The sequence below is a fragment of the Pseudomonas sp. GW456-E7 genome, from assembly GCF_059424105.1.
Genome location: NZ_JBWKZB010000057.1, coordinates 1 through 22,864 on the forward strand (window position 1 = coordinate 1; position 22,864 = coordinate 22,864).

The 22,864-nt window shown below is 58.8% G+C and carries 19 protein-coding genes; 4 read left to right on the forward strand and 15 right to left on the reverse strand.

What is annotated here, in order from left to right:
• Positions 1 to 135: 135 nt before the first annotated feature.
• The 9 genes from sucD to sdhC all read right to left on the reverse strand — a co-directional run bounded on the left by sucD (position 136) and on the right by sdhC (position 11,491).
• The gene (gene sucD, locus AC07YV_RS26130) at positions 136 to 1,017 is read right to left on the reverse strand and encodes a succinate--CoA ligase subunit alpha (protein ID WP_003223019.1); all 882 of its coding nucleotides are present in this window, start codon (positions 1,015 to 1,017) and stop codon (positions 136 to 138) included.
• Complete coding sequence (gene sucC / locus AC07YV_RS26135; RefSeq protein WP_003223015.1) at positions 1,017 to 2,183, reverse strand: ADP-forming succinate--CoA ligase subunit beta; 1,167 nt, start codon at positions 2,181 to 2,183, stop codon at positions 1,017 to 1,019. The genes sucD and sucC overlap by 1 nt, the downstream gene beginning before the upstream one ends.
• Positions 2,184 to 2,379: 196 nt before the next feature.
• Entirely contained in the window at positions 2,380 to 3,816 is a 1,437-nt protein-coding gene (gene lpdA / locus AC07YV_RS26140) for a dihydrolipoyl dehydrogenase (RefSeq protein WP_007977515.1), read from the reverse strand.
• A gap of 98 nt (positions 3,817 to 3,914) precedes the next feature.
• Positions 3,915 to 5,135: a 2-oxoglutarate dehydrogenase complex dihydrolipoyllysine-residue succinyltransferase gene (gene odhB, locus AC07YV_RS26145; protein WP_102701984.1), complete on the reverse strand. Its 1,221-nt coding sequence runs from the start codon at positions 5,133 to 5,135 to the stop codon at positions 3,915 to 3,917.
• 42 nt (positions 5,136 to 5,177) lie between these two features.
• Positions 5,178 to 8,009, reverse strand: coding sequence for a 2-oxoglutarate dehydrogenase E1 component (locus AC07YV_RS26150; protein ID WP_102701985.1), 2,832 nt, complete (start codon positions 8,007 to 8,009; stop codon positions 5,178 to 5,180).
• 253 nt (positions 8,010 to 8,262) lie between these two features.
• Positions 8,263 to 8,967: a succinate dehydrogenase iron-sulfur subunit gene (locus tag AC07YV_RS26155; RefSeq protein WP_003223007.1), complete on the reverse strand. Its 705-nt coding sequence runs from the start codon at positions 8,965 to 8,967 to the stop codon at positions 8,263 to 8,265.
• Between the two features lie 11 nt (positions 8,968 to 8,978).
• Entirely contained in the window at positions 8,979 to 10,751 is a 1,773-nt protein-coding gene (gene sdhA, locus AC07YV_RS26160; protein WP_102701986.1) for a succinate dehydrogenase flavoprotein subunit, read from the reverse strand.
• 3 nt (positions 10,752 to 10,754) lie between these two features.
• Positions 10,755 to 11,123 carry a succinate dehydrogenase, hydrophobic membrane anchor protein gene (gene sdhD, locus AC07YV_RS26165; protein WP_007977503.1) on the reverse strand — a complete coding sequence of 123 codons (369 nt, stop codon included), beginning with the start codon at positions 11,121 to 11,123 and terminating at the stop codon, positions 10,755 to 10,757.
• The gene (gene sdhC / locus AC07YV_RS26170) at positions 11,117 to 11,491 is read right to left on the reverse strand and encodes a succinate dehydrogenase, cytochrome b556 subunit (protein ID WP_015096190.1); all 375 of its coding nucleotides are present in this window, start codon (positions 11,489 to 11,491) and stop codon (positions 11,117 to 11,119) included. The genes sdhD and sdhC overlap by 7 nt, the downstream gene beginning before the upstream one ends.
• Positions 11,492 to 11,854: 363 nt before the next feature.
• Here sdhC and gltA point away from each other — a divergent pair, with 363 nt between their 5' ends.
• Entirely contained in the window at positions 11,855 to 13,144 is a 1,290-nt protein-coding gene (gene gltA / locus AC07YV_RS26175) for a citrate synthase (RefSeq protein WP_007977501.1), read from the forward strand.
• 861 nt (positions 13,145 to 14,005) lie between these two features.
• On the opposite strand, the gene AC07YV_RS26180 is transcribed toward gltA, so the two are convergent.
• The 4 genes from AC07YV_RS26180 to AC07YV_RS26195 all read right to left on the reverse strand — a co-directional run bounded on the left by AC07YV_RS26180 (position 14,006) and on the right by AC07YV_RS26195 (position 17,347).
• The gene (locus tag AC07YV_RS26180; RefSeq protein ID WP_102701989.1) at positions 14,006 to 15,664 is read right to left on the reverse strand and encodes a cation acetate symporter; all 1,659 of its coding nucleotides are present in this window, start codon (positions 15,662 to 15,664) and stop codon (positions 14,006 to 14,008) included.
• Positions 15,661 to 15,972, reverse strand: a complete 312-nt coding sequence (locus tag AC07YV_RS26185) for a DUF485 domain-containing protein (RefSeq protein ID WP_102701990.1) — start codon at positions 15,970 to 15,972, stop codon at positions 15,661 to 15,663. Before AC07YV_RS26185 ends, AC07YV_RS26180 begins: the two co-directional genes overlap by 4 nt.
• 242 nt (positions 15,973 to 16,214) lie before the next feature.
• Positions 16,215 to 17,066 (reverse strand): glycine betaine ABC transporter substrate-binding protein, encoded by an 852-nt coding sequence (locus AC07YV_RS26190; protein ID WP_102701991.1) that lies wholly within the window; start codon positions 17,064 to 17,066, stop codon positions 16,215 to 16,217.
• A 77-nt stretch (positions 17,067 to 17,143) separates the two neighbouring features.
• A complete protein-coding gene (locus AC07YV_RS26195; protein WP_256358887.1) occupies positions 17,144 to 17,347 on the reverse strand; it encodes a hypothetical protein in 204 nt (67 codons plus the stop codon).
• 7 nt (positions 17,348 to 17,354) lie between these two features.
• On the opposite strand from AC07YV_RS26195, the gene AC07YV_RS26200 reads away from it, so the two are divergent.
• Positions 17,355 to 18,950, forward strand: a complete 1,596-nt coding sequence (locus AC07YV_RS26200; RefSeq protein WP_102701992.1) for a glycoside hydrolase family 17 protein — start codon at positions 17,355 to 17,357, stop codon at positions 18,948 to 18,950.
• Positions 18,951 to 19,076: 126 nt separating this feature from the next.
• On the opposite strand, the gene AC07YV_RS26205 is transcribed toward AC07YV_RS26200, so the two are convergent.
• On the reverse strand, positions 19,077 to 19,445 hold the full coding sequence (locus tag AC07YV_RS26205) for a hypothetical protein (RefSeq protein WP_102701993.1): 369 nt from the start codon (positions 19,443 to 19,445) through the stop codon (positions 19,077 to 19,079).
• A 225-nt stretch (positions 19,446 to 19,670) separates the two neighbouring features.
• Between AC07YV_RS26205 and AC07YV_RS26210 the strand changes: the two genes are divergently transcribed.
• Both AC07YV_RS26210 and AC07YV_RS26215 read left to right on the forward strand, forming a co-directional pair.
• Complete coding sequence (locus AC07YV_RS26210; protein ID WP_102701994.1) at positions 19,671 to 20,969, forward strand: serine/threonine protein kinase; 1,299 nt, start codon at positions 19,671 to 19,673, stop codon at positions 20,967 to 20,969.
• On the forward strand, positions 20,962 to 21,750 hold the full coding sequence (locus AC07YV_RS26215) for an MlaA family lipoprotein (RefSeq protein ID WP_102701995.1): 789 nt from the start codon (positions 20,962 to 20,964) through the stop codon (positions 21,748 to 21,750). Before AC07YV_RS26210 ends, AC07YV_RS26215 begins: the two co-directional genes overlap by 8 nt.
• A gap of 127 nt (positions 21,751 to 21,877) precedes the next feature.
• Here the strand turns inward: AC07YV_RS26215 and AC07YV_RS26220 are convergent, their stop codons facing one another.
• Positions 21,878 to 22,792 carry a DUF808 domain-containing protein gene (locus tag AC07YV_RS26220; protein WP_102701996.1) on the reverse strand — a complete coding sequence of 305 codons (915 nt, stop codon included), beginning with the start codon at positions 22,790 to 22,792 and terminating at the stop codon, positions 21,878 to 21,880.
• Positions 22,793 to 22,864: the final 72 nt, after the last annotated feature.

The following is a 22,864-nucleotide window of genomic DNA, read 5'->3' on the forward strand; positions in this document are numbered from 1 at the left end:
GCCTTCGGCAGCTCCTACAGGGAAACGCGATCTCATGTAGGAGCTGCCGAAGGCTGCGATCTTTTGATCTTCAGAAACGACAAAGGCCACCCGAAGGTGGCCTTTGTTTGGTGAAGCGTCAGTCTAGCGAGAGGCTTACTTGACAGCCCAACCGGTCAGCTCGGCCAGGGCCTTGCCGATGTCTGCCAGCGAACGCACGGTTTTAACGCCTGCGTCTTGCAGAGCAGCGAATTTCTCGTCTGCAGTGCCTTTGCCGCCAGAGATGATTGCGCCAGCATGGCCCATGCGCTTGCCCGGAGGAGCAGTCACACCAGCGATGTAGGAAACAACCGGCTTGGTCACGTGTGCCTTGATGTAGGCAGCCGCTTCTTCTTCAGCCGAACCGCCGATCTCACCGATCATCACGATCGCTTCGGTCTTCGGGTCTTCCTGGAACAGCTTCAGGATGTCGATGAAGTTCGAACCCGGGATCGGGTCACCACCGATGCCGACGCAAGTCGACTGACCGAAACCGGCGTCAGTAGTCTGCTTCACAGCTTCGTAGGTCAGGGTGCCGGAACGGGAAACGATACCGACCTTGCCTGGCAAGTGAATGTGACCTGGCATGATGCCGATCTTGCATTCGCCTGGAGTGATCACGCCTGGGCAGTTAGGGCCGATCAGGGTAACACCCAGCTCGTCGCACTTAACTTTAGCGTCCAGCATGTCCAGGGTAGGAATGCCTTCGGTGATGCAGACGATCAGCTTGATGCCGCCGAAAGCAGCTTCCAGGATCGAGTCCTTGCAGAAAGGAGCCGGAACGTAGATCACGCTGGCGGTGGCGCCAGTGGCCGCTACGGCGTCTTTCACGGTGTTGAACACTGGCAGGCCCAGGTGCTCGGTGCCGCCTTTGCCTGGAGTTACACCACCAACCATCTTGGTGCCGTACTCGATGGCTTGCTGGGTGTGGAAACTACCTTGCGAACCGGTAATACCCTGGCAGATAACTTTGGTGTCTTTATTGATCAGGACGCTCATTATTTGCCCTCCGCAGCTTTGACAACTTGTTGAGCAGCGTCGGTCAGGCTGGTAGCAGCGATGATGTTCAAACCGCTTTCTGCCAGTACTTTAGCGCCCAGCTCAGCGTTGTTGCCTTCAAGGCGAACAACAACCGGGATTTTCACGCCGACTTCTTTCACCGCGCCGATGATGCCTTCGGCAATCATGTCGCAACGAACGATGCCGCCGAAGATGTTGACCAGTACTGCAGCGACGTTAGTGTCCGACAGGATGATCTTGAACGCTTCGGTAACGCGTTCCTTGGTAGCACCGCCGCCCACGTCGAGGAAGTTGGCTGGCTTGCCGCCATGCAGGTTGACGATGTCCATGGTACCCATGGCCAGGCCGGCACCGTTGACCATGCAACCGATGTTGCCTTCCAGCGCTACGTAGTTCAGTTCGAACTTGGCAGCGTGCGCTTCGCGCGGATCGTCCTGCGACGGATCGTGGAAAGTCTTCAGCTTAGGCTGACGGTACATGGCGTTGGCGTCGATGTTGATCTTGGCGTCCAGGCAGTGCAGATCGCCGTCAGCCTTGATCACCAGCGGGTTCACTTCCAGCAGGGCCAGATCGTGATCCTGGAACAGTTTGGCCAGACCTACGAAGATCTTGGCGAACTGGGCAACTTGCTTGCCTTCCAGACCCAGCTGGAAAGCCAGCTCGCGACCCTGGAATGGCTGAGCGCCAACCAGTGGATCGATAGTGGCCTTCAGAATTTTTTCTGGCGTGTCGTGAGCGATTTTCTCGATGTCCACGCCACCTTCGGTGGAAGCCATGAACACGATGCGACGGCTCGAACGGTCAACGACAGCGCCCAGGTACAGCTCTTTAGCGATATCAGTGCACGATTCAACCAGGATCTTGGTGACTGGCTGACCATTGGCGTCAGTCTGGTAAGTCACCAGACGCTTGCCCAGCCACTGCTGTGCGAAGGCTTTGGCGTCTTCTTTGTTGCGAACCAGCTTGACGCCGCCCGCTTTACCGCGACCACCGGCGTGGACCTGGGCTTTGACAACCCACTCGCTGCCGCCGATTTTGTCGCAAGCTTCTGCTGCTGCTTCCGGGGTGTCTACCGCGTAACCGGTGGATACTGGCAGGCCGTACTCAGCGAACAGCTGCTTACCCTGATACTCGTGAAGATTCATGCTTATTACCGTCTTCGTTAGGTACTGCGCATTCGGTGCTGCACTGTTCAGTGCCGCACCACCTGTGACTGCTGCTTGCGTAGCCTTTCCGGACAACCGGTGCAGCTACGCAAGACTGCGTCCAGCGGATATTCCGCGGTGAGTCTTGCATGCAAGGCTCACGACGGGCCACGCCGCCGTGGTTTCTTATTATGTCTTAACGCTTCTTGCGGTTGGCGATGTGGATGGCGCCGCCATTCACTGCCAAAGCAGCTTCGTGCAAGGCTTCAGACAGGGTCGGATGGGAGAAAACCATCATGCCCAGGTCTTCAGCGCTGGTGCCGAATTCCATACCGATCGCGCCCTGCTGAACCAGTTCGGCAGCGCTTGGGCCAATCACGTGGACGCCCAGTACGCGGTCTGTCTTGGCATCTGCGATCACCTTGACGAAACCACCGGTGTCGTTGGCAGCCATGGCACGGCCGGAGGCTGCGAACGGGAAGGTGCCGACGTTAACTTCAACGCCTTCGGCTTTCAAGGCCTGCTCGGTTTTACCAACCCACGCGATTTCCGGGTGAGTATAAATAACCGAAGGGATCAAATCATAGTTCATCTGGGCCTTGTGGCCCTTGATGCGCTCGACAACCATGATGCCTTCTTCGGACGCCTTGTGCGCCAGCATCATGCCGCGAACCACGTCTCCGATGGCGTAAACGCCCGGTACGGTGGTAGCGCAGTGATCGTCAACGTGCACGAAACCGCGCTCGTCCAGGGTCACGCCGCAGTCGGCAGCCAACAGATCAGTGGTCACTGGACGGCGACCAACGGCTACGATCAGCTTGTCGAAAGTGATGTTCTGTTCGCCGTTGGCATCGGTGTAGTTCACCACGACTTCGTCGCCGTTCACTTTGGAACCGGTGACGCGAGCGCCCAGCTTGATGTCCAGACCTTGCTTGGTCAGGGTTTTCAGCGCTTCCTTGGAAACAGCGGTGTCGGCTGCCATCAGGAAGGTGTCCAGGGCTTCCAGGACAGTCACTTCTGCACCCAGACGCGACCAGACCGAACCCAGTTCCAGACCGATCACGCCAGCGCCGATCACGCCCAGACGTTTTGGAACGGATTGGAATTCCAGAGCGCCAGTCGAATCGACGATCACATTCTGGTCAACCGGAGCTGGCGGAATGTCGATCGGACGCGAACCTGGTGCCAGGATGACGTTTTCGGCTTCGATGATTTCTACCGAGCCATCAGGCTTGGTGACTTCGACTTTCTTGCCGGCCAGCAGCTTGCCGTGACCCTGGATGGAGGTCACACCGTTGGCTTTGAACAGGGTCGCAACACCGGAGGTCAGGCCTTTGACGATGTTGGCTTTACGGCCGACCATCGCTGGCACGTCCATGGTCACGCCAGCGTGATTGATACCGTGGATCGCGAAACCGTCCTGGGCTTCGTGGAATTTCCACGAGCTGTCCAGCAGGGCCTTGGAAGGAATGCAGCCGACGTTCAGGCAAGTACCGCCCAGAGCCAGTTTGCCTTCCTTGTCGGTGTACTTCTCGATGCAGGCAGTGGAGAGACCCAACTGCGCGGCCTTGATGGCAGCGACGTAACCGCCAGGGCCCGCACCGATCACTACTACGTCAAATTTCTGCGACATTCAAAAAATCCTCTTTAGCGAAAAGCTTCAAGCCGCGAGCGGCAAGCCAGGCTGCGGGTTTTCCGACAGCACGGGCTTGCAGCTCATGGCTGCTTCTATCAGATATCCAGCAACAGACGAGCCGGATCTTCCAGCAGGTTCTTGATGGTCACCAGGAAGGTCACAGCTTCTTTGCCATCGATCAGACGGTGATCGTAGGACAGTGCCAGGTACATCATCGGACGGATAACGACCTGACCATTGATGGCCATAGGACGCTGGATGATGTTGTGCATGCCCAGGATGGCGGCTTGTGGCGGGTTGACGATCGGGGTCGACATCATCGAACCGAAAGTACCGCCGTTGGTGATGGTGAACGTACCACCGGTCATTTCGTCCATCGACAGTTTGCCGTCGCGGGCTTTCTTGCCGAAGGTGGCGATGCCGCCTTCGATTTCAGCCAGGCTCATCAGTTCGGCGTTACGCAGAACCGGTACTACCAGGCCGCGATCGCTGGAAACTGCAACGCCGACGTCAGCGTAACCGTGGTAAACGATGTCGCCGCCGTCGATCGAAGCGTTGACAGCCGGGAAGCGCTTCAGTGCTTCGGTGGCCGCTTTCACGAAGAAGGACATGAAGCCCAGGCGCACGCCGTTGTGGGACTTCTCGAAGAGATCCTTGTACTTCGAACGCAGCGCCATGACTTCTGTCATGTCGACTTCGTTGAAAGTGGTCAGCATCGCCATGTTCGACTGGGCTTCAACCAGACGCTTGGCCACGGTGGCACGAACGCGGGTCATAGGTACGCGCTTCTCGATGCGGTCGCCAGCAGCGAACACAGGAGCAGCGGCAGCCGGAGCAGCAGCCTTGGCAGGTGCGGCAGCAGGAGCAGCTTTCTTGGCTTCGACAGCGGCAACCACGTCTTCCTTGGTGACACGGCCATCTTTGCCGGTGCCCTTGACGGAAGCCAGGTTGATGCCGTTTTCTTCGGCCAGCTTGCGAGCGGCTGGAGCGGCGATAGCGTCTTCGTCAGCGCCGGCAGCTGAAGCTGCGGCAGCAGCGGCCGGAGCAGCAGCGGCAGCCGGAGCGGCAGCAGCAGCGCCGCCTTCAACGATGGAGCCCAGGACTTCGTCGGACAGAACGGTGTCGCCTTCGTTCTTGACGATAGCGCCCAGCACGCCGTCAGCGGTAGCCAGCACTTCCAGCACGACTTTGTCGGTTTCGATGTCGACGATCAGTTCGTCGCGCTTGACCGCATCGCCCGGTTGTTTGTGCCAGGTGGCAACGGTGCCATCGGCAACCGATTCCGGGAAAGTGGGGGCTTTGATCTCGATAGCCATTGTCTGTGGTTCCTTAAATTCGGTTTCAGGTGCGCGAAGGCGTTAAACAGTAAAGGCGTCTTGCAGCAGTTTTTCCTGCTGTTCGGCGTGCATCGATGCGTAACCGCATGCAGGTGCAGCAGAAGCCTCACGGCCCGCGTACTCGAGTACGAGAGACTTGTTGAGGTTGCTGATGCTGCGACGCATGTGGTGTTGGCTGCAGTACCAGGCACCCTGGTTCATCGGCTCTTCCTGACACCAAACGGCGTGTTTGACGTTGGTATAAGGAGCCAGGACTTCTTTCAAGTCGTCCTCAGGGAATGGGTACAGCTGCTCGATACGCACGATGGCGATGTCGTCACGACCTTCGGCACGGCGTTTTTCCAGCAGGTCGTAGTAGACCTTGCCGCTACACAGAACAACGCGCTCGACCTTTTTCGGGTCTTGGGCATCGATTTCCGGGATGACGGTCTGGAACGAACCTTCGGCCAGATCTTCCAGCGTCGAGATGGCCAGCTTGTGGCGCAGCAGCGACTTCGGAGTCAGGACTACCAGTGGTTTGCGCAGCGGGCGAATCACCTGACGGCGCAGCAAGTGGTAGATCTGAGCCGGCGTCGTCGGCATGCACACCTGAATGTTGTGCTCGGCGCACAGCTGCAGGTAACGCTCCAGACGAGCCGAGGAGTGCTCCGGACCCTGACCTTCATAACCGTGCGGCAGCAGCATGGTCAGACCGCACAGACGGCCCCACTTGTGCTCGCCACTGGTGATGAACTGGTCGATTACAACCTGGGCGCCGTTGGCGAAGTCGCCGAACTGGGCTTCCCAGATAACCAGGGCATTCGGCGTGGTGGTCGAGTAACCGTACTCGAACGCCAATACCGCTTCTTCGGACAGGAACGAGTCGTACAGGTCAAAACGCGGCTGACCGTCGTACAGGTTCTGCAGCGGGATGTAGGTGCCCGCGTCTTTCTGGTTGTGCAGGACAGCGTGACGGTGCGAGAACGTACCGCGGCCGATGTCCTGGCCAGTCATGCGAATCGGATGACCTTCGAACGCCAGGGTCGCGTACGCCATGGTTTCGGCGTAGCCCCAGTTGATCGGCAGGCCACCGGCTTGCATCTTCTGGCGGTCTTCGTAGATCTTGGCAACCTGGCGCTGGACCACGAAGCCTTCCGGGATTTCCAGCAGCTTGGCGGACAGTTCCTGCAAGGTCTTCAGATCGAAGCGAGTGTCGTGACGCGCGGTCCAGGTGTGACCCAGGTACGGACGCCAGTCCACGAACAGTTCCTTGTTCGGCTCTTTGACCAGGCTTTTCACAACGTGCAGACCGTTGTCCAGCGCGTTGCGGTATTCGTCGACTTTCGCCTGAACACGCTCTGCATCCAGCACACCGCCTTGAGTCAGACGATCGGCATACAGCTCACGGGTGGTGCGCTGCTTGGTGATCTGCTGATACATCAGAGGCTGGGTGCCGCTTGGCTCGTCGGCCTCGTTGTGGCCGCGACGACGGTAGCAGACCAGGTCGATCACCACGTCACGCTTGAACTGCATGCGGTAGTCGATGGCCAGCTGGGTCACGAACAATACGGCTTCCGGATCATCACCATTCACATGGAGGATCGGCGCCTGGATCATTTTCGCAACGTCGGTCGCGTACTCGGTGGAACGCGAGTCCAGCGGGTTGCTGATGGTGAAACCGACCTGGTTGTTGATCACGATGTGCACGGTACCGCCGGTCTTGAAACCGCGGGTCTGCGACATCTGGAAGGTTTCCATGACCACGCCCTGACCTGCGAAAGCAGCGTCACCGTGGATGGAGATCGGCAGAACCTTCTCGCCGGTCGGGTCGTTACGACGATCCTGACGGGCGCGAACCGAACCTTCGACCACCGGGGAAACGATTTCCAGGTGGGACGGGTTGAACGCCATCGCCAGGTGAACTTCACCGCCGGTGGTCATCACGTTGGACGAGAAGCCCTGGTGGTATTTCACGTCACCGGAGCCGAGCTCGACCTTCTTCTTGCCTTCGAACTCGTCGAACAGCTCGCGCGGGTTCTTGCCGAAGGTGTTGACCAGCACGTTCAGACGGCCACGGTGGGCCATGCCGATGACGATTTCCTTGGTGCCGTAGGAACCGGAACGCTGGATCAGCTCGTCGAGCATCGGAATCAGGCTTTCGCCGCCTTCCAGACCGAAACGCTTGGTACCCGGGTATTTGGTGCCCAGGTATTTTTCCAGGCCTTCACCGGCGGTCACGCGCTCGAGCAGGTGGCTCTTGATGTCGGCGGAGTACGTCGGACGGCCGCGCACGCTTTCCAGACGCTGCTGGAACCACTGGCGCTGCTCGGAATCGGTGATATGCGTGAATTCAGCGCCGATGGTGCGGCAATATGTCTGCTGCAACGCTTCGTGAATTTCGCGTAGGCTCGCTTCCTCTTTGCCGATGAACAGGTCGCCGGCACGGAAGGTCGTATCAAGATCGGCATTGGTCAAGCCGTAATGATTGATCGACAGGTCTGCAGGTGCAGGACGCTGCCACAGCCCCAGCGGGTCAAGCTGGGCTGCCTGGTGGCCACGCATACGGTAGGCCTGGATCAATCGCAGCACTTCAACTTGCTTCTTCTCGTGCTCACTGCTCACGCTGCCGGCGGAAACCGGTTGGGCGCGGCGCTGGTTCTTTGCCAGCAAGACGAAATGATCGCGAATTGTGGAGTGCGAAACATCGGTGGCAGAGTTGCCGTCAGCAGGCAACTTCTGGAAGTAGGTGCGCCACTCTTCTGGCACAGCGTTAGGGTCGTGCAGGTAGAGCTCATAAAGCTCTTCCACATAGGCAGCGTTACTACCGGATAGGTAGGCACTGTTCCACATGCGCTGCATCACGCTTTCTTGCATGCTTGGTCACCCTCGGTTAGGGGAACACCACCGGTGTCGACACCGAGCAAACTTGCAGAAGTCCGAATGCAGCGACCAAAACAAGCCACTAGGATCACACTGATAGTCCGGGTACCAGCCCGGATGCCCCTGCTTGTCTCATTTCTTCAAAATAAGAGCCGCAGCCTTTTAAGCTGCTGCTCAGGTTAAAACTACGGCGCCGGTTGAAGCCTGCGCCGCAGCATCTACGGGTACAGCGGGTACAGCAGCTGAATCACACGCCGCTCGAGAGCAACATGTTACGGATGTGACCGATGGCCTTAGTCGGGTTCAGGCCTTTCGGACATACGTTGACGCAGTTCATGATCCCGCGGCAGCGGAATACGCTGAACGGGTCATCCAGCGAAGCCAGACGCTCGGACGTCTTGGTGTCACGGCTGTCTGCCAGGAAGCGGTACGCTTGCAGCAGGGCGGCCGGGCCCAGGAACTTGTCCGGGTTCCACCAGAAGGACGGGCAGGAAGTCGAGCAGCAGGCGCACAGGATGCACTCGTACAGACCGTCCAGCTTTTCACGCTCTTCAGGGGACTGCAGACGCTCGATGGCCGGAGCCGGCGTGTCGTTCTGCAGGTATGGCTTAACCTTCTCGTATTGCTTGTAGAAGATGCTCATATCGACGACCAGGTCACGGATAACCGGCAAACCTGGCAGAGGACGAACGATCAACTTGTTACCTTTTACGACAGCAGACAGCGGCGTGATGCACGCCAGGCCGTTTTTGCCGTTGATGTTCATGCCATCGGAACCGCAAACACCTTCACGGCAAGAGCGACGATAGGAGAAACCTTCGTCCTGCTCTTTGATCAGGGCCAGCACGTCCAGCACCATCAGGTCTTTACCACCGGTATCGACCTGGAATTCCTGCATGAACGGCGCAGCGTCCTGATCAGGGTTGTAACGATAAACACTGACTTGCAACATGGCGGTCACCCTTAATAAGTCCGGACTTTAGGTTCGAAAGTCGGAACAGTCTTCGGCGAGAAGTTCACGGCACGCTTGGTAACGCGCTTGTCACCCGGGAAGTACAGGGTGTGGCACAGCCAGTTTTCGTCGTCACGGTCTTCGAAGTCTTCACGGGCGTGAGCGCCGCGGGACTCTTTACGTACTTCGGCAGCGATGGCGGTAGCTTCGGCCACTTCCAGCAGGTTTTGCAGTTCCAGCGCTTCGATACGGGCAGTGTTGAACGCCTGCGACTTATCGTTGATCTTGACGTTGGCAATGCGCTTGCGCAGGTCAGCCAGCTGGGCAATACCCTTCTGCATGTATTCGCCGGTACGGAATACACCGAAGTAGTTCTGCATGCAGCTTTGCAGCTCGCGACGCAGGGTAGCCACGTCTTCGCCTTCGGTACGCTCGTTCAGGGCGGACAGACGGGCCAGGGCGGCATTGATGTCGGCGTCGGTGGCGTCGTCGTATTCGATACCGTCGGTCAGCGCTTTTTCCAGGTGCAGGCCGGCAGCGCGGCCGAATACCACCAGGTCGAGCAGCGAGTTGCCGCCCAGACGGTTGGCACCGTGAACCGATACGCAAGCCACTTCGCCCACAGCGAACAGACCAGGAATGATCTGATCCTCGCCTTCGGCGTTCTGGGTGATCGCCTGACCATGGATGTTGGTGGCAACGCCGCCCATCATATAGTGGCAGGTCGGAACAACCGGAACCGGAGCAACCACCGGGTCAACGTGTGCGAAAGTCTTCGACAGTTCGCAGATGCCTGGCAGACGGCTGTGCAGCACTTCCTCGCCCAGGTGGTCGAGCTTGAGCATCACGTGGTCGCCATTCGGACCGCAACCGTTGCCGGCGATGATCTCTTTAACCATCGAACGGGCAACAACGTCACGACCGGCAAGGTCCTTGGCGTTCGGAGCATAACGCTCCATGAAACGCTCGCCGTGCTTGTTGATCAGGTATCCACCCTCACCACGGCAGCCTTCTGTAACCAGTACACCGGCGCCGGCGATACCGGTCGGGTGGAACTGCCACATTTCAATGTCTTGTACCGGTACGCCGGCACGCAGTGCCATGCCAACGCCGTCACCGGTGTTGATCAGGGCGTTGGTGGTCGATGCGTAGATACGGCCTGCACCGCCGGTCGCCAGCACGGTGGCTTTGGCGCGGATGTAGGTGGTTTCACCGGTTTCGATGCAGATGGCGATCACGCCGACGAACTCGCCTTCGCCGTTCTTCACCAGGTCGACAGCGTAGTACTCGTTCAGGAACACGGTACCGGCTTTCAGGTTGCCCTGATAAAGGGTGTGCAGCAGCGCGTGACCGGTACGGTCGGACGCGGCGCAAGTACGGGCAGCCTGCCCGCCTTTACCGTAATCCTTCGACTGGCCGCCGAATGGACGCTGGTAGATACGACCTTGCTCGGTACGCGAGAACGGCATGCCCATGTGGTCCAGCTCGTAAACGGCAGCCGGGCCTTCCTGACACATGTATTCGATAGCGTCCTGGTCACCGATGTAGTCGGAACCCTTGACGGTATCGTACATATGCCAGCGCCAGTCATCGTTCGGATCCGCAGACGCGATCGCGCAGGTGATGCCGCCCTGGGCGGATACAGTGTGCGAACGGGTCGGGAACACCTTGGTGATCACGGCAGTCTTGTGACCACCTTGTGCCAGTTGCAGCGCTGCGCGCATGCCGGCACCGCCACCACCAATGATGATGGCGTCGAAAGAAATCGTTGGAATGTTAGCCATGAATCAGATACCCCAGAGAATCTGCACACCCCAGACGAAGTAAGCGAACATCGCAACGCCGCATACTGCCTGGAAAAGGAAACGTACTGCAGTCGCGGACTTGCCCAGCGCCATTGGCGTCAGGTAGTCGGTCGCGATGGTCCACATGCCGACCCAGGCGTGAGCGCCCAGGGCAACGAGGGCCAGCAGACTGAAGATACGCATCCCGTTGTGGGCGAACAGGCCGTGCCATTGGTCGTAGCCAATGCCCGGGTTCGCTGCGAGGTATCCGATCAGGAAGATGAAATAAGCCGCGAGAACGACCGCAGACACACGTTGCGCCATCCAGTCATAAAGACCGGAACGCGAAAGGTTCGTAACGCTGGTTACCATATCCAAACTCCTGCCAGAACGATCAACACCACGGAAACGGCGATGATAATTTTCGAGCCCAGGCGGCCGCCTTCCAGCGTCTCACCGATGCCCATATCCATGATCAAGTGGCGCACACCGGCTACCAGGTGATACAGAAGAGCGGACAGGAGGCCCCATGCTACGAACTTGGCCAGCGGGCTGGTCAAGCATGCCTTCACCTCGGCAAAACCTTCCTCGGAACCCAGGGATTTGCCCAATGCATAAAGCATGAAGCCGAGGCCCAGGAAGAGGATGATGCCGGAAACACGGTGAAGAAACGACGTAACGCCGGTGATGGGGAGTTTGATGGTCCTTAGGTCTAGGTTTACAGGTCGTTGGCTTTTCACGGCTTTTTTTTCACACTGAAGAGCCCCTAACAATCAGGGCAAAGTTGTTGGGGAGTGCACTGGTCAGGTAACCACCACCCAGGGATGCGACCCCCAATAAAGCAGGCCCAAAAGCCCCTGGCGGTCGGTGGCCGAGTATAGACAGTTAGGCTACTAATGACAACGCAAAGACCTAACCCAAACAGCGGATTGCGCAACTGACATAAAAGGCGTAAATGGCAGCCAATTTCGAGAAAAAAGTCCGGTTAAAGCCTTCTGGAGCAAGACTTTAGGCAAATTGACATTCGAATTTATCTCACTATAGTGGTGCGGGCCCTGCGTGGGGGGTCTGTCTGATGATTTCAAGCATAAATAGGAGGCCACATGGCTGACAAAAAAGCGCAGTTGATCATCGAGGGCGCAGCCCCCGTCGAGCTGCCCATTTTAACCGGCACCGTTGGTCCCGATGTTATCGATGTTCGGGGCCTGACGGCCACGGGCCGTTTCACCTTTGACCCAGGCTTCATGTCGACCGCTTCGTGCGAGTCGAAGATCACCTATATCGACGGCGACAACGGCATCCTGCTGCACCGCGGCTACCCGATCGAACAGCTGGCTGAAAAGTCGGACTACCTGGAAACCTGCTATCTGCTGCTCAACGGCGAACTGCCGACCGCAGAACAGAAGGCCCAGTTCGTCAGCACCGTGAAGAACCACACCATGGTTCACGAGCAGTTGAAGACCTTCTTCAACGGCTTCCGTCGCGACGCCCACCCGATGGCCGTCATGTGCGGCGTAGTCGGCGCCCTCTCGGCCTTCTACCACGACTCCCTGGACATCAATAACCCGCAGCATCGCGAAATCTCCGCGATCCGCCTGGTTGCCAAGATGCCGACCCTGGCAGCGATGGTTTACAAGTACTCCATGGGCCAACCCATGATGTACCCGCGCAACGACCTGTCGTACGCGGAAAACTTCCTGCACATGATGTTCAACACCCCGTGCGAGATCAAACCGATCAGCCCGGTACTCGCCAAGGCCATGGACCGGATCTTCATCCTCCATGCCGACCACGAGCAGAACGCCTCGACGTCCACCGTGCGCCTGGCGGGCTCCTCGGGCGCCAACCCGTTCGCCTGTATCGCCGCCGGTATCGCTGCACTGTGGGGCCCTGCCCACGGCGGTGCAAACGAAGCCGTACTGACCATGCTCGATGAAATCGGCGATGTTTCGAACATCGACAAGTTCATTGCCAAGGCCAAGGACAAGAACGATCCGTTCAAACTGATGGGCTTCGGTCACCGCGTTTACAAAAACCGCGACCCGCGCGCCACCGTCATGAAGCAGACCTGCGACGAAGTATTGAAGGAACTGGGCATCCAGAACGATCCGCAACTCGAACTGGCCATGCGCCTGGAAGAGATCGCCCTGACCGACCCGTACTTCATCGAGCGCTCGCTGTACCCGAACGTCGACTTCTACTCGGGGATCATCCTCAAGGCGATCGGCATTCCAACCAGCATGTTCACCGTGATCTTCGCCCTGGCGCGGACCGTCGGCTGGATCTCCCACTGGAAAGAAATGCTCTCCAGCCCGTACAAGATCGGCCGTCCGCGCCAGTTGTACACCGGCTACGAGTCGCGTGACATCACCAAGCTGGAAGACCGCAAGTAAGATCTGTCTTGCTGTAGCGAGTTGAGTTGTACCGGGAACGGCCTCTGCTTTTTATATGAAGAGCAGGAGGCCGTTTTTGTTTGTGCGCTTTGTCGGGTACATATCCGTTATTCAGGTAACGACGGCTTATGGTTCCGCTCTTACAGCGGGTTACTTTCGAAAAGCCTGTAGGAGCGAGCTTGCTCGCGATGGAGGTCAACGATGATGCGGGAAGCCTGGCACCCCGCGGTGCTCTCAGGTTTTTCGCGAGCAAGCTCGCTCCTACAGAGCCCGCCGCCATCGGCCATCCATGGCCGGGGGCGGCTAACCCGGCATCCATGCCGGGTTGCCCACTGCGCAGAACCTGCGCTCGGCCTCACGAGGGGGCGTACACCGCAAAAGCAAAGCGAGGCGGCCTACCGGCCGGCCTGATTCTGATCCGTGCGCGTCTCCCTGTAGGAGCTGCCGCAGGCTGCGATCTTTTGATTTTGATTTTTGACAATGCCGAAGAGGCGAAAGATCAAGATCAAAAGATCGCAGCCTGCGGCAGTTCCTACAGGCCGAGCGTTAGCTCGCCTGCAGCTCTTGATCTTGATCCAACCGCCCCCCCCCTCCGAAGGTACCCCGAGCCTCAGCGAGGGGCCGTACGTTCGGGGCGAGTGAAGGGCGAAACCATAAGCCGCCGTTACCGCAGCAATGGATATGTACACGATCAGCGAAAGACAGCTCGGCTGACAGACCGCCTTCGCGAGCAAGCCCGCTCCCACAGTAAATCGGCACATCCGCAAAATTCAGGTCGATTAACGCACAATAAAAAAGTGCCCCGATCTCTCGACCGGAGCACTTCATAAAACATCGCCAGCTATATCAAAGCATCAAGACTTAGTGCGACACCGCCCCACTCGCCCCAAGACCAGTCTGCGAACGAACAAACTGCGGGAAGAACAGCGCCCGCTCATTGTCAGCCGCAGTCGACTTGTCAGTGACCGAGAAGAACCAGATCCCGACAAAGGCAATCATCATCGAGAACAACGCCGGGTACTCATACGGGAAGATAGCCTTCTCGTGATGCAGGATCTGCACCCAGATGGTCGGGCCAAGGATCATCAGGCCTACAGCACTGATCAGGCCCATCCAGCCGCCGATCATCGCACCGCGAGTGGTCAGCTTTTTCCAGTACATGGAAAGCAGCAGTACCGGGAAGTTACAGCTCGCCGCGATGGAGAACGCCAGGCCCACCATGAACGCGATGTTCTGGCTTTCGAACAGAATACCCAGAACGATGGCCAGCACAGCCAAGGCAATGGTGGTGATCTTCGAAATACGAATCTCATCCTTCTCGTTGGCCTTGCCCTTCTTGATCACACTGGCATACAGGTCGTGGGACACCGCCGAAGCACCCGCCAGGGTCAGGCCGGCCACCACCGCCAGAATGGTCGCGAACGCCACGGCCGAGATGAAGCCCAGGAAGATGCTGCCACCGACCGCATTGGCCAGGTGCACCGCCGCCATGTTGTTACCGCCGAGCAACGCGCCGGCCGCGTCTTTGAAGGCCGGGTTGGTGCTGACCAGCAGGATCGCGCCGAAACCGATGATGAAGGTCAGGATGTAGAAGTAGCCAATGAAGCCGGTTGCGTACAGCACACTCTTGCGAGCTTCCTTTGCATCACTCACGGTGAAGAAACGCATCAGGATGTGCGGCAGACCCGCGGTACCGAACATCAGTGCCAGCCCGAGGGAGAACGCCGAGACCGGATCTTTCACCAGACCGCCCGGGCTCATGATCGCTTCACCTTTAGGGTGAACCTTGATCGCCTCGGAAAACAGCATGTTGAAGTCGAAGTTGACGTGCTTCATCACCATCAGCGCCATGAAGGAAGCGCCGGACAGCAGCAGAACCGCCTTGATGATTTGCACCCAGGTGGTCGCCAGCATGCCGCCGAACAGCACATAAAGGCACATCAGCACGCCCACCAGGATCACCGCGACGTGGTAGTCGAGGCCGAACAACAGCTGAATCAGCTTGCCCGCACCGACCATCTGGGCGATCAGGTAGAACGCCACCACCACCAGCGAACCGCAGGCGGACAGCGAACGGATCTGGGTTTGCCCAAGGCGGTAGGACGCCACGTCGGCAAAGGTGTACTTGCCCAGGTTACGCAGGCGCTCGGCGATCAGGAACAGAATGATCGGCCAGCCCACCAGGAAACCGATCGAATAGATCAGCCCGTCGTAGCCTGAAGCGAACACCAGCGCGGAAATACCCAGGAAGGAAGCGGCCGACATGTAGTCACCGGCAATCGCCAGGCCGTTCTGGAACCCGGTGATCTTGCCGCCAGCGGCGTAGTAGTCGGCTGCCGAATTATTACGCTTGGAAGCCCAGTAGGTGATGCACAGGGTGGCACCGACGAAAGCGACAAACATCACGATTGCCGACACGTTAAGCGGTTGCTTCTGCACGGCACCGGTCAGGGCGTCAGCCGCCCAGGCGCCCGGTGCAAAAGCTGCGATGCTCAATAGAGCCAGTAGACGCCGGATCATTGCTGAGCCTCCTTGAGAATCGCATTGTTCAGGTCGTCAAACTCGCCATTGGCGCGCCGTACGTAGATACCGGTCAGGATGAAGGCCGAGACGATCAGCCCGACGCCAATCGGTATGCCCCAGGTAATCGAGGACTCAGGGTTGATTTTCGCCCCCAGCACCTGCGGCCCATAAGCAATCAGAAGAATGAATCCGGAGTAAAGCCCTAGCATGATCGCCGAAAGAATCCAGGCGAATCGTTCCCTCTTGCTAACCAGCTCCTTGAAGCGCGGGCTGTTTTGAATCGAGAGGTAAATGCTGTCGTTCATTGTTTTTATCCTCGCAGCACAGATTGAATTGGAACGTTATCCACTCTATGCGGCTGCGGGGCAGGTTCCAGACGACCTTAGTCTTAGAACCACATGACAGATTCGCCAATTTCCAGCATGCAGCAAACAACTGTGGGAGCGAGCCTGCTCGCGAAGGCGCCTGATCAGCCGACAACTCAGTCAACTGACAGAACGCTTCGCGAGCAGGCTCGCTCCCACAGGGTCAGGCGTGCTCTTTGTTATTACTTGGTCCAGTCAGCCACGCGCTCAGGGTGCTTGGCGACCCAGTCCTTCGCCGCGGCTTCAGGTTTGGCGCCGTCCTGAATCGCCAGCATCACCTGGCCGATTTCATCCTTCGATTCCCACTGGAAGTTCTTCAGGAACTTGGCCACTTCCGGTGCCTTGGCCTCAAGCCCTTTGCTGCCGATGTTGTTCACGGTTTCTGCCGCGCCATACACGCCTTTCGGGTCTTCGAGGAAGCGCAGTTTCCACTTGGCGAACATCCAGTGCGGTACCCAGCCGGTGACGGCGATGGATTCGTTTTTCTTCTCGGCACGGGTCAGCTCGGCAATCATGCCGGCGCCGGAACTGGCCTTGAGTTGATAACCGGTCAGGTCGTAGTCCTTGATTGCCTGGTCGGTCTTGAGCATCACGCCTGAACCGGCGTCGATGCCGACGATGCGATTCTTGAAGGTGTCGTCGGTTTTCAGGTCCTCGATCGACTTGGCCTTGACGTACTCCGGCACGATCAATCCGATTTTTGCGTCCTTGAAGTTCGGGCCGTAATCGACGACCTGATCCTTGTTCTTCGTCCAGTATTCGCCGTGGGTCACCGGCAGCCAGGCCGACAGCATGGCGTCGAGTTTACCGGTCGCCACGCCCTGCCACATGATCCCGGTGGCAACGGCTTGCAGCTTCACGTCATAACCGAGTTTCTGCCTGATCACTTCGGCGGCCACGTTGGTCGTGGCAACACTGTCCGACCAGCCGTCTACGTAACCGAGCGTCACTTCCTTTCCAGCGGCACTGGCCACGGTAGAGCTGATCGCCAGCACCAAAGCGGCACCTGCGCCCAAAAGTCGTCGCATCTTCATCGTTACTTCCCCGAAAGTGCTGCGCTCGACGGATGCCGAGTCGCTTAAACGTATTGTTATGGTGCACAGCGCCCCCATCACGCCTCACAGCAAACTCGTCCCGACATCAGCGGAGTACTGACGCCTTCGATGATCAACCTGACGCTCATCGCGACCTGCTCTGCCAGCGACCTCAAGGCATCGAGAAACGACATCAGAAAGCCATTAATCCTGACCACGGCAAACGCGCCTGCCAAACCGCCCGAACTTTGCATGTCAAAATCATGCAGGCCACCAAGCATGCGGTAAATGCAGGTAACATGCGCCGCTTTGCTCCCACACGGCCTGACCATGTCCGCGACATACCGCTTCCCTTTTGCTGCTTATCTATTCGCTTGCCTGCTCGGGCTGTTCGCCCTTGGCGGCTTCTGGTACGGCCTCGGCAAACCGGTGATCCTGCCGGACGCGGCCAACGCCACGCACAAGCTGCAATGCGCGTCCTATACGCCGTTCGACAAGGACCAATCGCCGTTCGACCAACCCTTCAAGCTGCGCCCCGAGCGCATGGACGCCGACCTCGCGTTGCTGGCGACCCGTTTCGAGTGCATCCGCACCTACTCCATGACCGGCCTTGAAGCCCTGCCGGACCTTGCACGCAAGCACGGTTTGAAGTTGATGATCGGCGCCTGGGTCAACAGCAACCCGGTGGACACGGAAAAAGAAGTCGACCTGCTGATCGCTTCGGCCAACGCCAACCCTGATGTGGTGAGCGCAGTGATCGTCGGCAACGAAACCCTGCTGCGCAAGGAAGTCACCGCTGCGCAATTGGTGAAGCTGATCAACAAGGTCAAGAGCCAGGTCAAACAGCCCGTCACCTATGCCGACGTCTGGGAGTTCTGGCTCAAGCACCCTGAAATTGCCCCTGCCGTGGACTTCCTGACCATTCATTTGCTGCCGTACTGGGAGGACGATCCATCGAACATCGACGCCGCCCTGCAACATGTGGCCGAAGTGCGCCAGGTGTTCGGCAACAAATTCGCACCCAAGGACGTACTGATCGGCGAAACCGGCTGGCCGAGCGAAGGCCGCCAGCGCGAAACCGCCCTGCCGAGCCGGGTCAATGAAGCCAAATTCATTCGTGGTTTTGTCGCCATGGCCGAGCAGCAGGGCTGGCATTACAACCTGATCGAAGCCTTCGACCAACCATGGAAGCGCGCCAGTGAAGGCGCGGTCGGCGGCTACTGGGGACTGTTCGATGCCGATCGCCAGGACAAGGGCATACTGGCCGGGCCAGTGACAAACGTCCCTCACTGGTCGCAATGGCTGGCGGTGGGCGGCCTGATCTTTATCGGCACCCTGCTGCTTGGCGGCCGGGTTCGCACGACGCACGCGGCGCTGGTGCTGCCACTGCTCGGCGCATTGGCCGCATGCTCGATTGGCGCCTGGGGCGACCTGGCACGCGTCACCACTCGCTTCACCAGTGAATGGCTGTGGGTCGGGTTGCTGACCGTGCTGAATCTGCTGGTGCTGGCCCATGCGGCACTGACGCTGAGCCCGCGTGACGGGTGGCGCGGGCAGGCATTCGATTTACTGGAGCGCCGTGCTGGCTGGCTGGTTGCAACGGCAGGTTTCGCGGCGGCCGTGATGATGCTGGAGCTGGCTTTCGATCCGCGTTATCGCAGCTTCCCGAGTGTCGCGTTCATCGTGCCGGCGATGGTGTATCTGTGCCGTCCGGTGAACGTGCCGCGCCGAGAAATCGCCCTGCTGACCTTCATCATTGGCGCCGGCATCGCGCCGCAACTGTTTCGTGAAGGTTTACAGAACCAGCAGGCCTGGGGCTGGGCGCTGGTGAGCGTGTTGATGGTGGCGGCGTTGTGGCGCTGCTTGCGGGTTCGCACAGCTTGATGTTGCATTGACCCGACTGGCCTCATCGCGAGCAAGCTCGCTCCCACAATTGATCTTTGTCGCACACGGATTTTGTGTTCACTGAAGATCCACTGTGGGAGCGAGCTTGCTCGCGATAGCGGACTATCAGGCGCTGCGGGAAGCCCTGACCAACCGCAACCCCGCAATCACCACCGCAAACACCCCCAGCGTGGTGTTGTACAACGCCAGCGCCGGAAACCCGAACACCAGCGCCAGCACCGCCAGCCACCAGCCTGCCCGCCCCGGCACGATAAAGCCGATGATCGCCGTGCCCAGCGCAGCCCAGCCCAGAACCCCGAAGTGAATCATCAGCCCCAGGTTCGAACGCACCTGGCATTCCCAGCGGCTCGCCTCATCCACGCAAATGCCGACCCACTGCGCATCCTCCATGAAGCCATAACGCGCGCCATAACTGGCGGCCAGCCAAACAGGCAGCAAAACAAGCAGCAGGATCACGGGCAGGTGGCGGGACATGAAACACTCCAATTGGCGAAAAACGGCGGCCAGCTTAATCGCCCTTAAGCGTTTCGCAAGCGATAACAACTGTTAACTGGGCATTCAATCGCTGCAAAGTGTATCGTCCAGCTACTATAACTTCGAAATCAGGCCTGTTTGGTGCCGAGGGTTGGCACTTTGGCGCAAATCCGGTGGTCATAGCCTGCGAAATTCATTTGGCACCTTCTCCTAAGGGATTTAGTCATGCTCCGTTCCTTGCGCTTCGCCGCCCTGTTTGGCGGCCTTATATTGAGTGCGTCCGCACTGGCGGTCGACGTTGACGCCACCAGTTATGGCTACCCCCTGACCAACCCGTTCGAGGCGACCATTGCGACCACGCCGCCGGACCTGCGTCCGGAGCTACCCCTGGACGATGACATCGATCAGACAGTGCGCAGCGTCACCTTGCGTCCGGAACGGGCGTTCGAATTGCCGGACAATTTCTGGGCGGTCAAGAAACTCGACTACCGCATTGCCACGCAGGATCACGCCGCGCCGCTGATTTTCCTGATCGCCGGCACCGGTGCGCGCTATGACAGTACCCTGAACGAATACCTGAAGAAGCTCTATTACAAAGCCGGCTACCACGTGGTGCAGTTGTCATCGCCCACCAGCTATGACTTCATGAGCGCCGCCTCGCGCTTCGCCACGCCGGGCGTATCCAAGGAAGATGCCGAAGATCTGTACCGGGTGATGCAGGCCGTGCGGGCACAGAACCCGAAAGTGCCCGTCACCGATTACTACCTGACCGGGTATAGCCTGGGGGCACTGGATGCCGCTTTCGTCGCGCACCTGGACGAAACCCGCCGCAGCTTCAACTTCAAGAAAGTCCTGCTGCTCAACCCGCCGGTCAACCTCTACACCTCGATCACCAACCTCGACAAGCTGGTCCAGACCGAGGTCAAGGGCATCAACAACAGCACCACGTTCTATGAACTGGTACTGAACAAACTGACCCGCTACTTCCAGCAGAAAGGCTACATCGACCTCAATGACGCCCTGCTCTACGACTTCCAGCAGTCCAAGCAGCACCTGACCAACGAACAGATGGCCATGCTGATCGGCACCTCGTTCCGCTTTTCGGCGGCGGACATCGCCTTCACTTCGGACCTGGTCAACCGTCGCGGCCTGATCACCCCGCCCAAGTTCCCGATCACCGAGGGCACCAGCCTCACGCCGTTCCTCAAGCGTGCGTTGCAATGCGACTTCGACTGCTACATCACCGAACAAGTCATCCCTATGTGGCGCGCCCGCACCGATGGCGGCAGCCTGCTGCAACTGATTGACCAGGTCAGCCTGTATGCGCTGAAGGACTATCTGCACGAAAGCCCGAAAATCGCCGTCATGCACAACGCCGACGATGTGATCCTCGGCCCTGGCGACCTGGGCTTCCTGCGCAAGACCTTCGGTGATCGCCTGACCGTTTACCCGTACGGGGGCCACTGCGGCAACATTAACTACCGCGTCAACAGCGACGCCATGCTGGAGTTCTTCCGTGGCTAAATTTCTCCTGCTTTTCGCAGCGTTACTCTGTGCAGGCGTCGCCCATGCAGACAACAGCAAAGCCAACGCCCCCGTAGTCGTCGACAGTGACGGCTACAAGGAACCATTGAGCAAACTCAAATTCAACCCGGGCCTGGATCAGCGCGAGTTCGAGCGTTCGACGCTCGGTGCACTGGCCGTCTACGATCCGCTGGAAGAGTGGAACCGGCGCGTCTATCACTTCAACTACCGCTTTGACCAATGGGTGTTCCTGCCAGTGGTCAATGGCTATCGCTATGTCACCCCGAGCTTCCTGCGCACCGGCGTCAGCAACTTCTTCAACAACCTCGGCGACGTGCCGAACCTGTTGAACAGCCTGCTGCAACTCAAGGGCCAGCGCTCGCTGGAAACCACCGGACGCCTGCTGCTCAACACCACCATCGGCATCGCCGGCCTGTGGGACCCGGCCACCGCCATGGGCCTGCCGCGCCAGAGCGAGGACTTCGGCCAGACGCTGGGCTTCTACGGCGTGCCGGGCGGCGCTTACTTCGTGCTGCCGATCCTCGGTCCGTCGAACCTGCGTGATACCGGCGGCCTGCTGGTGGATTACACGGCCGAGAATGCGATCAACTTCCTCAACGTGGCCGAGGTCAGCTCCAACCATCCGGAAGTCTTGATCCTGCGCGGCATCGACAAGCGCAACCAGACCAGCTTCCGCTATGGCCAGATGAACTCACCGTTCGAGTACGAGAAAGTGCGTTACGTGTACACCGAAGCACGCAAGTTGCAGATCGCCGAGTAAACCCGGCAGCCGAAAAACACTGTGGGAGCGAGCTTGCTCGCGATGAGGTCGTTACATTCAACATTGATGTTGACTGTTACACCGCCATCGCGAGCAAGCTCGCTCCCACATTTGTTTAGCGTTGTCTTCAGCCTTTCAGCGCTTTCCAGATCTTGCTGACAACCATAACCCCAACCAACACCACCGCACCCGCCACAATCCCCGCCACGCCATTGAGCAGCACCGGCACGATAAATCCTCCGCCACCCGCCGCCGCACCGACACTTTCGATCCAGTGATGCACCACCGGCACACCGTGCGTGAGAATCCCGCCGCCCACCAGGAACATCGCCGCCGTGCCGATCACCGACAGGCTCTTCATCATGTAGGGTGCCGCACGCAGAATCCCGCCGCCGATGCTCTTCGCCATCTTTCCGGGTTTCTGGGTCAACCACAGGCCAAGGTCGTCGAGCTTGACGATACCCGCCACCAATCCATACACACCGACCGTCATGACAATGGCAATGCCCGAAAGCACGATGATCTGCTGGGTCAACGGAGCACCGGCCACGGTGCCGAGGGTGATGGCGATGATTTCCGCCGAAAGAATGAAGTCGGTGCGGATCGCGCCTTTGATCTTGTCTTTCTCGAACGCCACCAGGTCAGTGGCAGGATCGGCCACCGCCTCGACCAGCTGCGCATGCTCGACGGCGTCTTCAGCCTTGCTGTGCAGGAACTTGTGGGCGAGTTTTTCAAAGCCTTCGAAGCACAGATAGGCGCCGCCGACCATCAACAGCGGTGTGACCAGCCACGGAATGAACGCACTGATCGCCAATGCCGACGGCACCAGGATCAGTTTATTGATGAACGACCCCTTGGCGACCGCCCAGACCACCGGGATTTCACGCTCGGCCCGCACGCCGCTGACTTGCTGGGCATTGAGCGCCAGGTCGTCACCGAGTACGCCGGCCGTTTTCTTGGCGGCCATTTGGGTCATCAGTGAGACGTCATCCAGCACGGCCGCGATGTCGTCGATCAGTACCAGCAAACTGCTTCCTGCCATGAATCGGGTTTCCTTCTGCAATGAATGCGCAGCAGCATAGCGCGGCATCACGGGCTGCGGTGCATTCTTGAG

What these genes read in the sequence shown, in the direction of transcription:
- AC07YV_RS26150 (WP_102701985.1), bottom strand. Translation starts at nt 8,009, where the DNA reads ATGCAAGAAAGCGTGATGCAGCGCATGTGGAACAGTGCCTACCTATCC.
- AC07YV_RS26210 (WP_102701994.1), top strand. Translation starts at nt 19,671, where the DNA reads ATGCTCCGTTCCTTGCGCTTCGCCGCCCTGTTTGGCGGCCTTATATTG.
- odhB (WP_102701984.1), bottom strand. Translation starts at nt 5,135, where the DNA reads ATGGCTATCGAGATCAAAGCCCCCACTTTCCCGGAATCGGTTGCCGAT.
- AC07YV_RS26200 (WP_102701992.1), top strand. Translation starts at nt 17,355, where the DNA reads ATGCAGGTAACATGCGCCGCTTTGCTCCCACACGGCCTGACCATGTCC.
- lpdA (WP_007977515.1), bottom strand. Translation starts at nt 3,816, where the DNA reads ATGTCGCAGAAATTTGACGTAGTAGTGATCGGTGCGGGCCCTGGCGGT.
- sucC (WP_003223015.1), bottom strand. Translation starts at nt 2,183, where the DNA reads ATGAATCTTCACGAGTATCAGGGTAAGCAGCTGTTCGCTGAGTACGGC.
- AC07YV_RS26205 (WP_102701993.1), bottom strand. Translation starts at nt 19,445, where the DNA reads ATGTCCCGCCACCTGCCCGTGATCCTGCTGCTTGTTTTGCTGCCTGTT.
- AC07YV_RS26185 (WP_102701990.1), bottom strand. Translation starts at nt 15,972, where the DNA reads ATGAACGACAGCATTTACCTCTCGATTCAAAACAGCCCGCGCTTCAAG.
- AC07YV_RS26155 (WP_003223007.1), bottom strand. Translation starts at nt 8,967, where the DNA reads ATGTTGCAAGTCAGTGTTTATCGTTACAACCCTGATCAGGACGCTGCG.
- sdhD (WP_007977503.1), bottom strand. Translation starts at nt 11,123, where the DNA reads ATGGTAACCAGCGTTACGAACCTTTCGCGTTCCGGTCTTTATGACTGG.
- AC07YV_RS26180 (WP_102701989.1), bottom strand. Translation starts at nt 15,664, where the DNA reads ATGATCCGGCGTCTACTGGCTCTATTGAGCATCGCAGCTTTTGCACCG.
- AC07YV_RS26220 (WP_102701996.1), bottom strand. Translation starts at nt 22,792, where the DNA reads ATGGCAGGAAGCAGTTTGCTGGTACTGATCGACGACATCGCGGCCGTG.
- AC07YV_RS26190 (WP_102701991.1), bottom strand. Translation starts at nt 17,066, where the DNA reads ATGAAGATGCGACGACTTTTGGGCGCAGGTGCCGCTTTGGTGCTGGCG.
- sucD (WP_003223019.1), bottom strand. Translation starts at nt 1,017, where the DNA reads ATGAGCGTCCTGATCAATAAAGACACCAAAGTTATCTGCCAGGGTATT.
- sdhA (WP_102701986.1), bottom strand. Translation starts at nt 10,751, where the DNA reads ATGGCTAACATTCCAACGATTTCTTTCGACGCCATCATCATTGGTGGT.
- gltA (WP_007977501.1), top strand. Translation starts at nt 11,855, where the DNA reads ATGGCTGACAAAAAAGCGCAGTTGATCATCGAGGGCGCAGCCCCCGTC.
- AC07YV_RS26195 (WP_256358887.1), bottom strand. Translation starts at nt 17,347, where the DNA reads ATGCTTGGTGGCCTGCATGATTTTGACATGCAAAGTTCGGGCGGTTTG.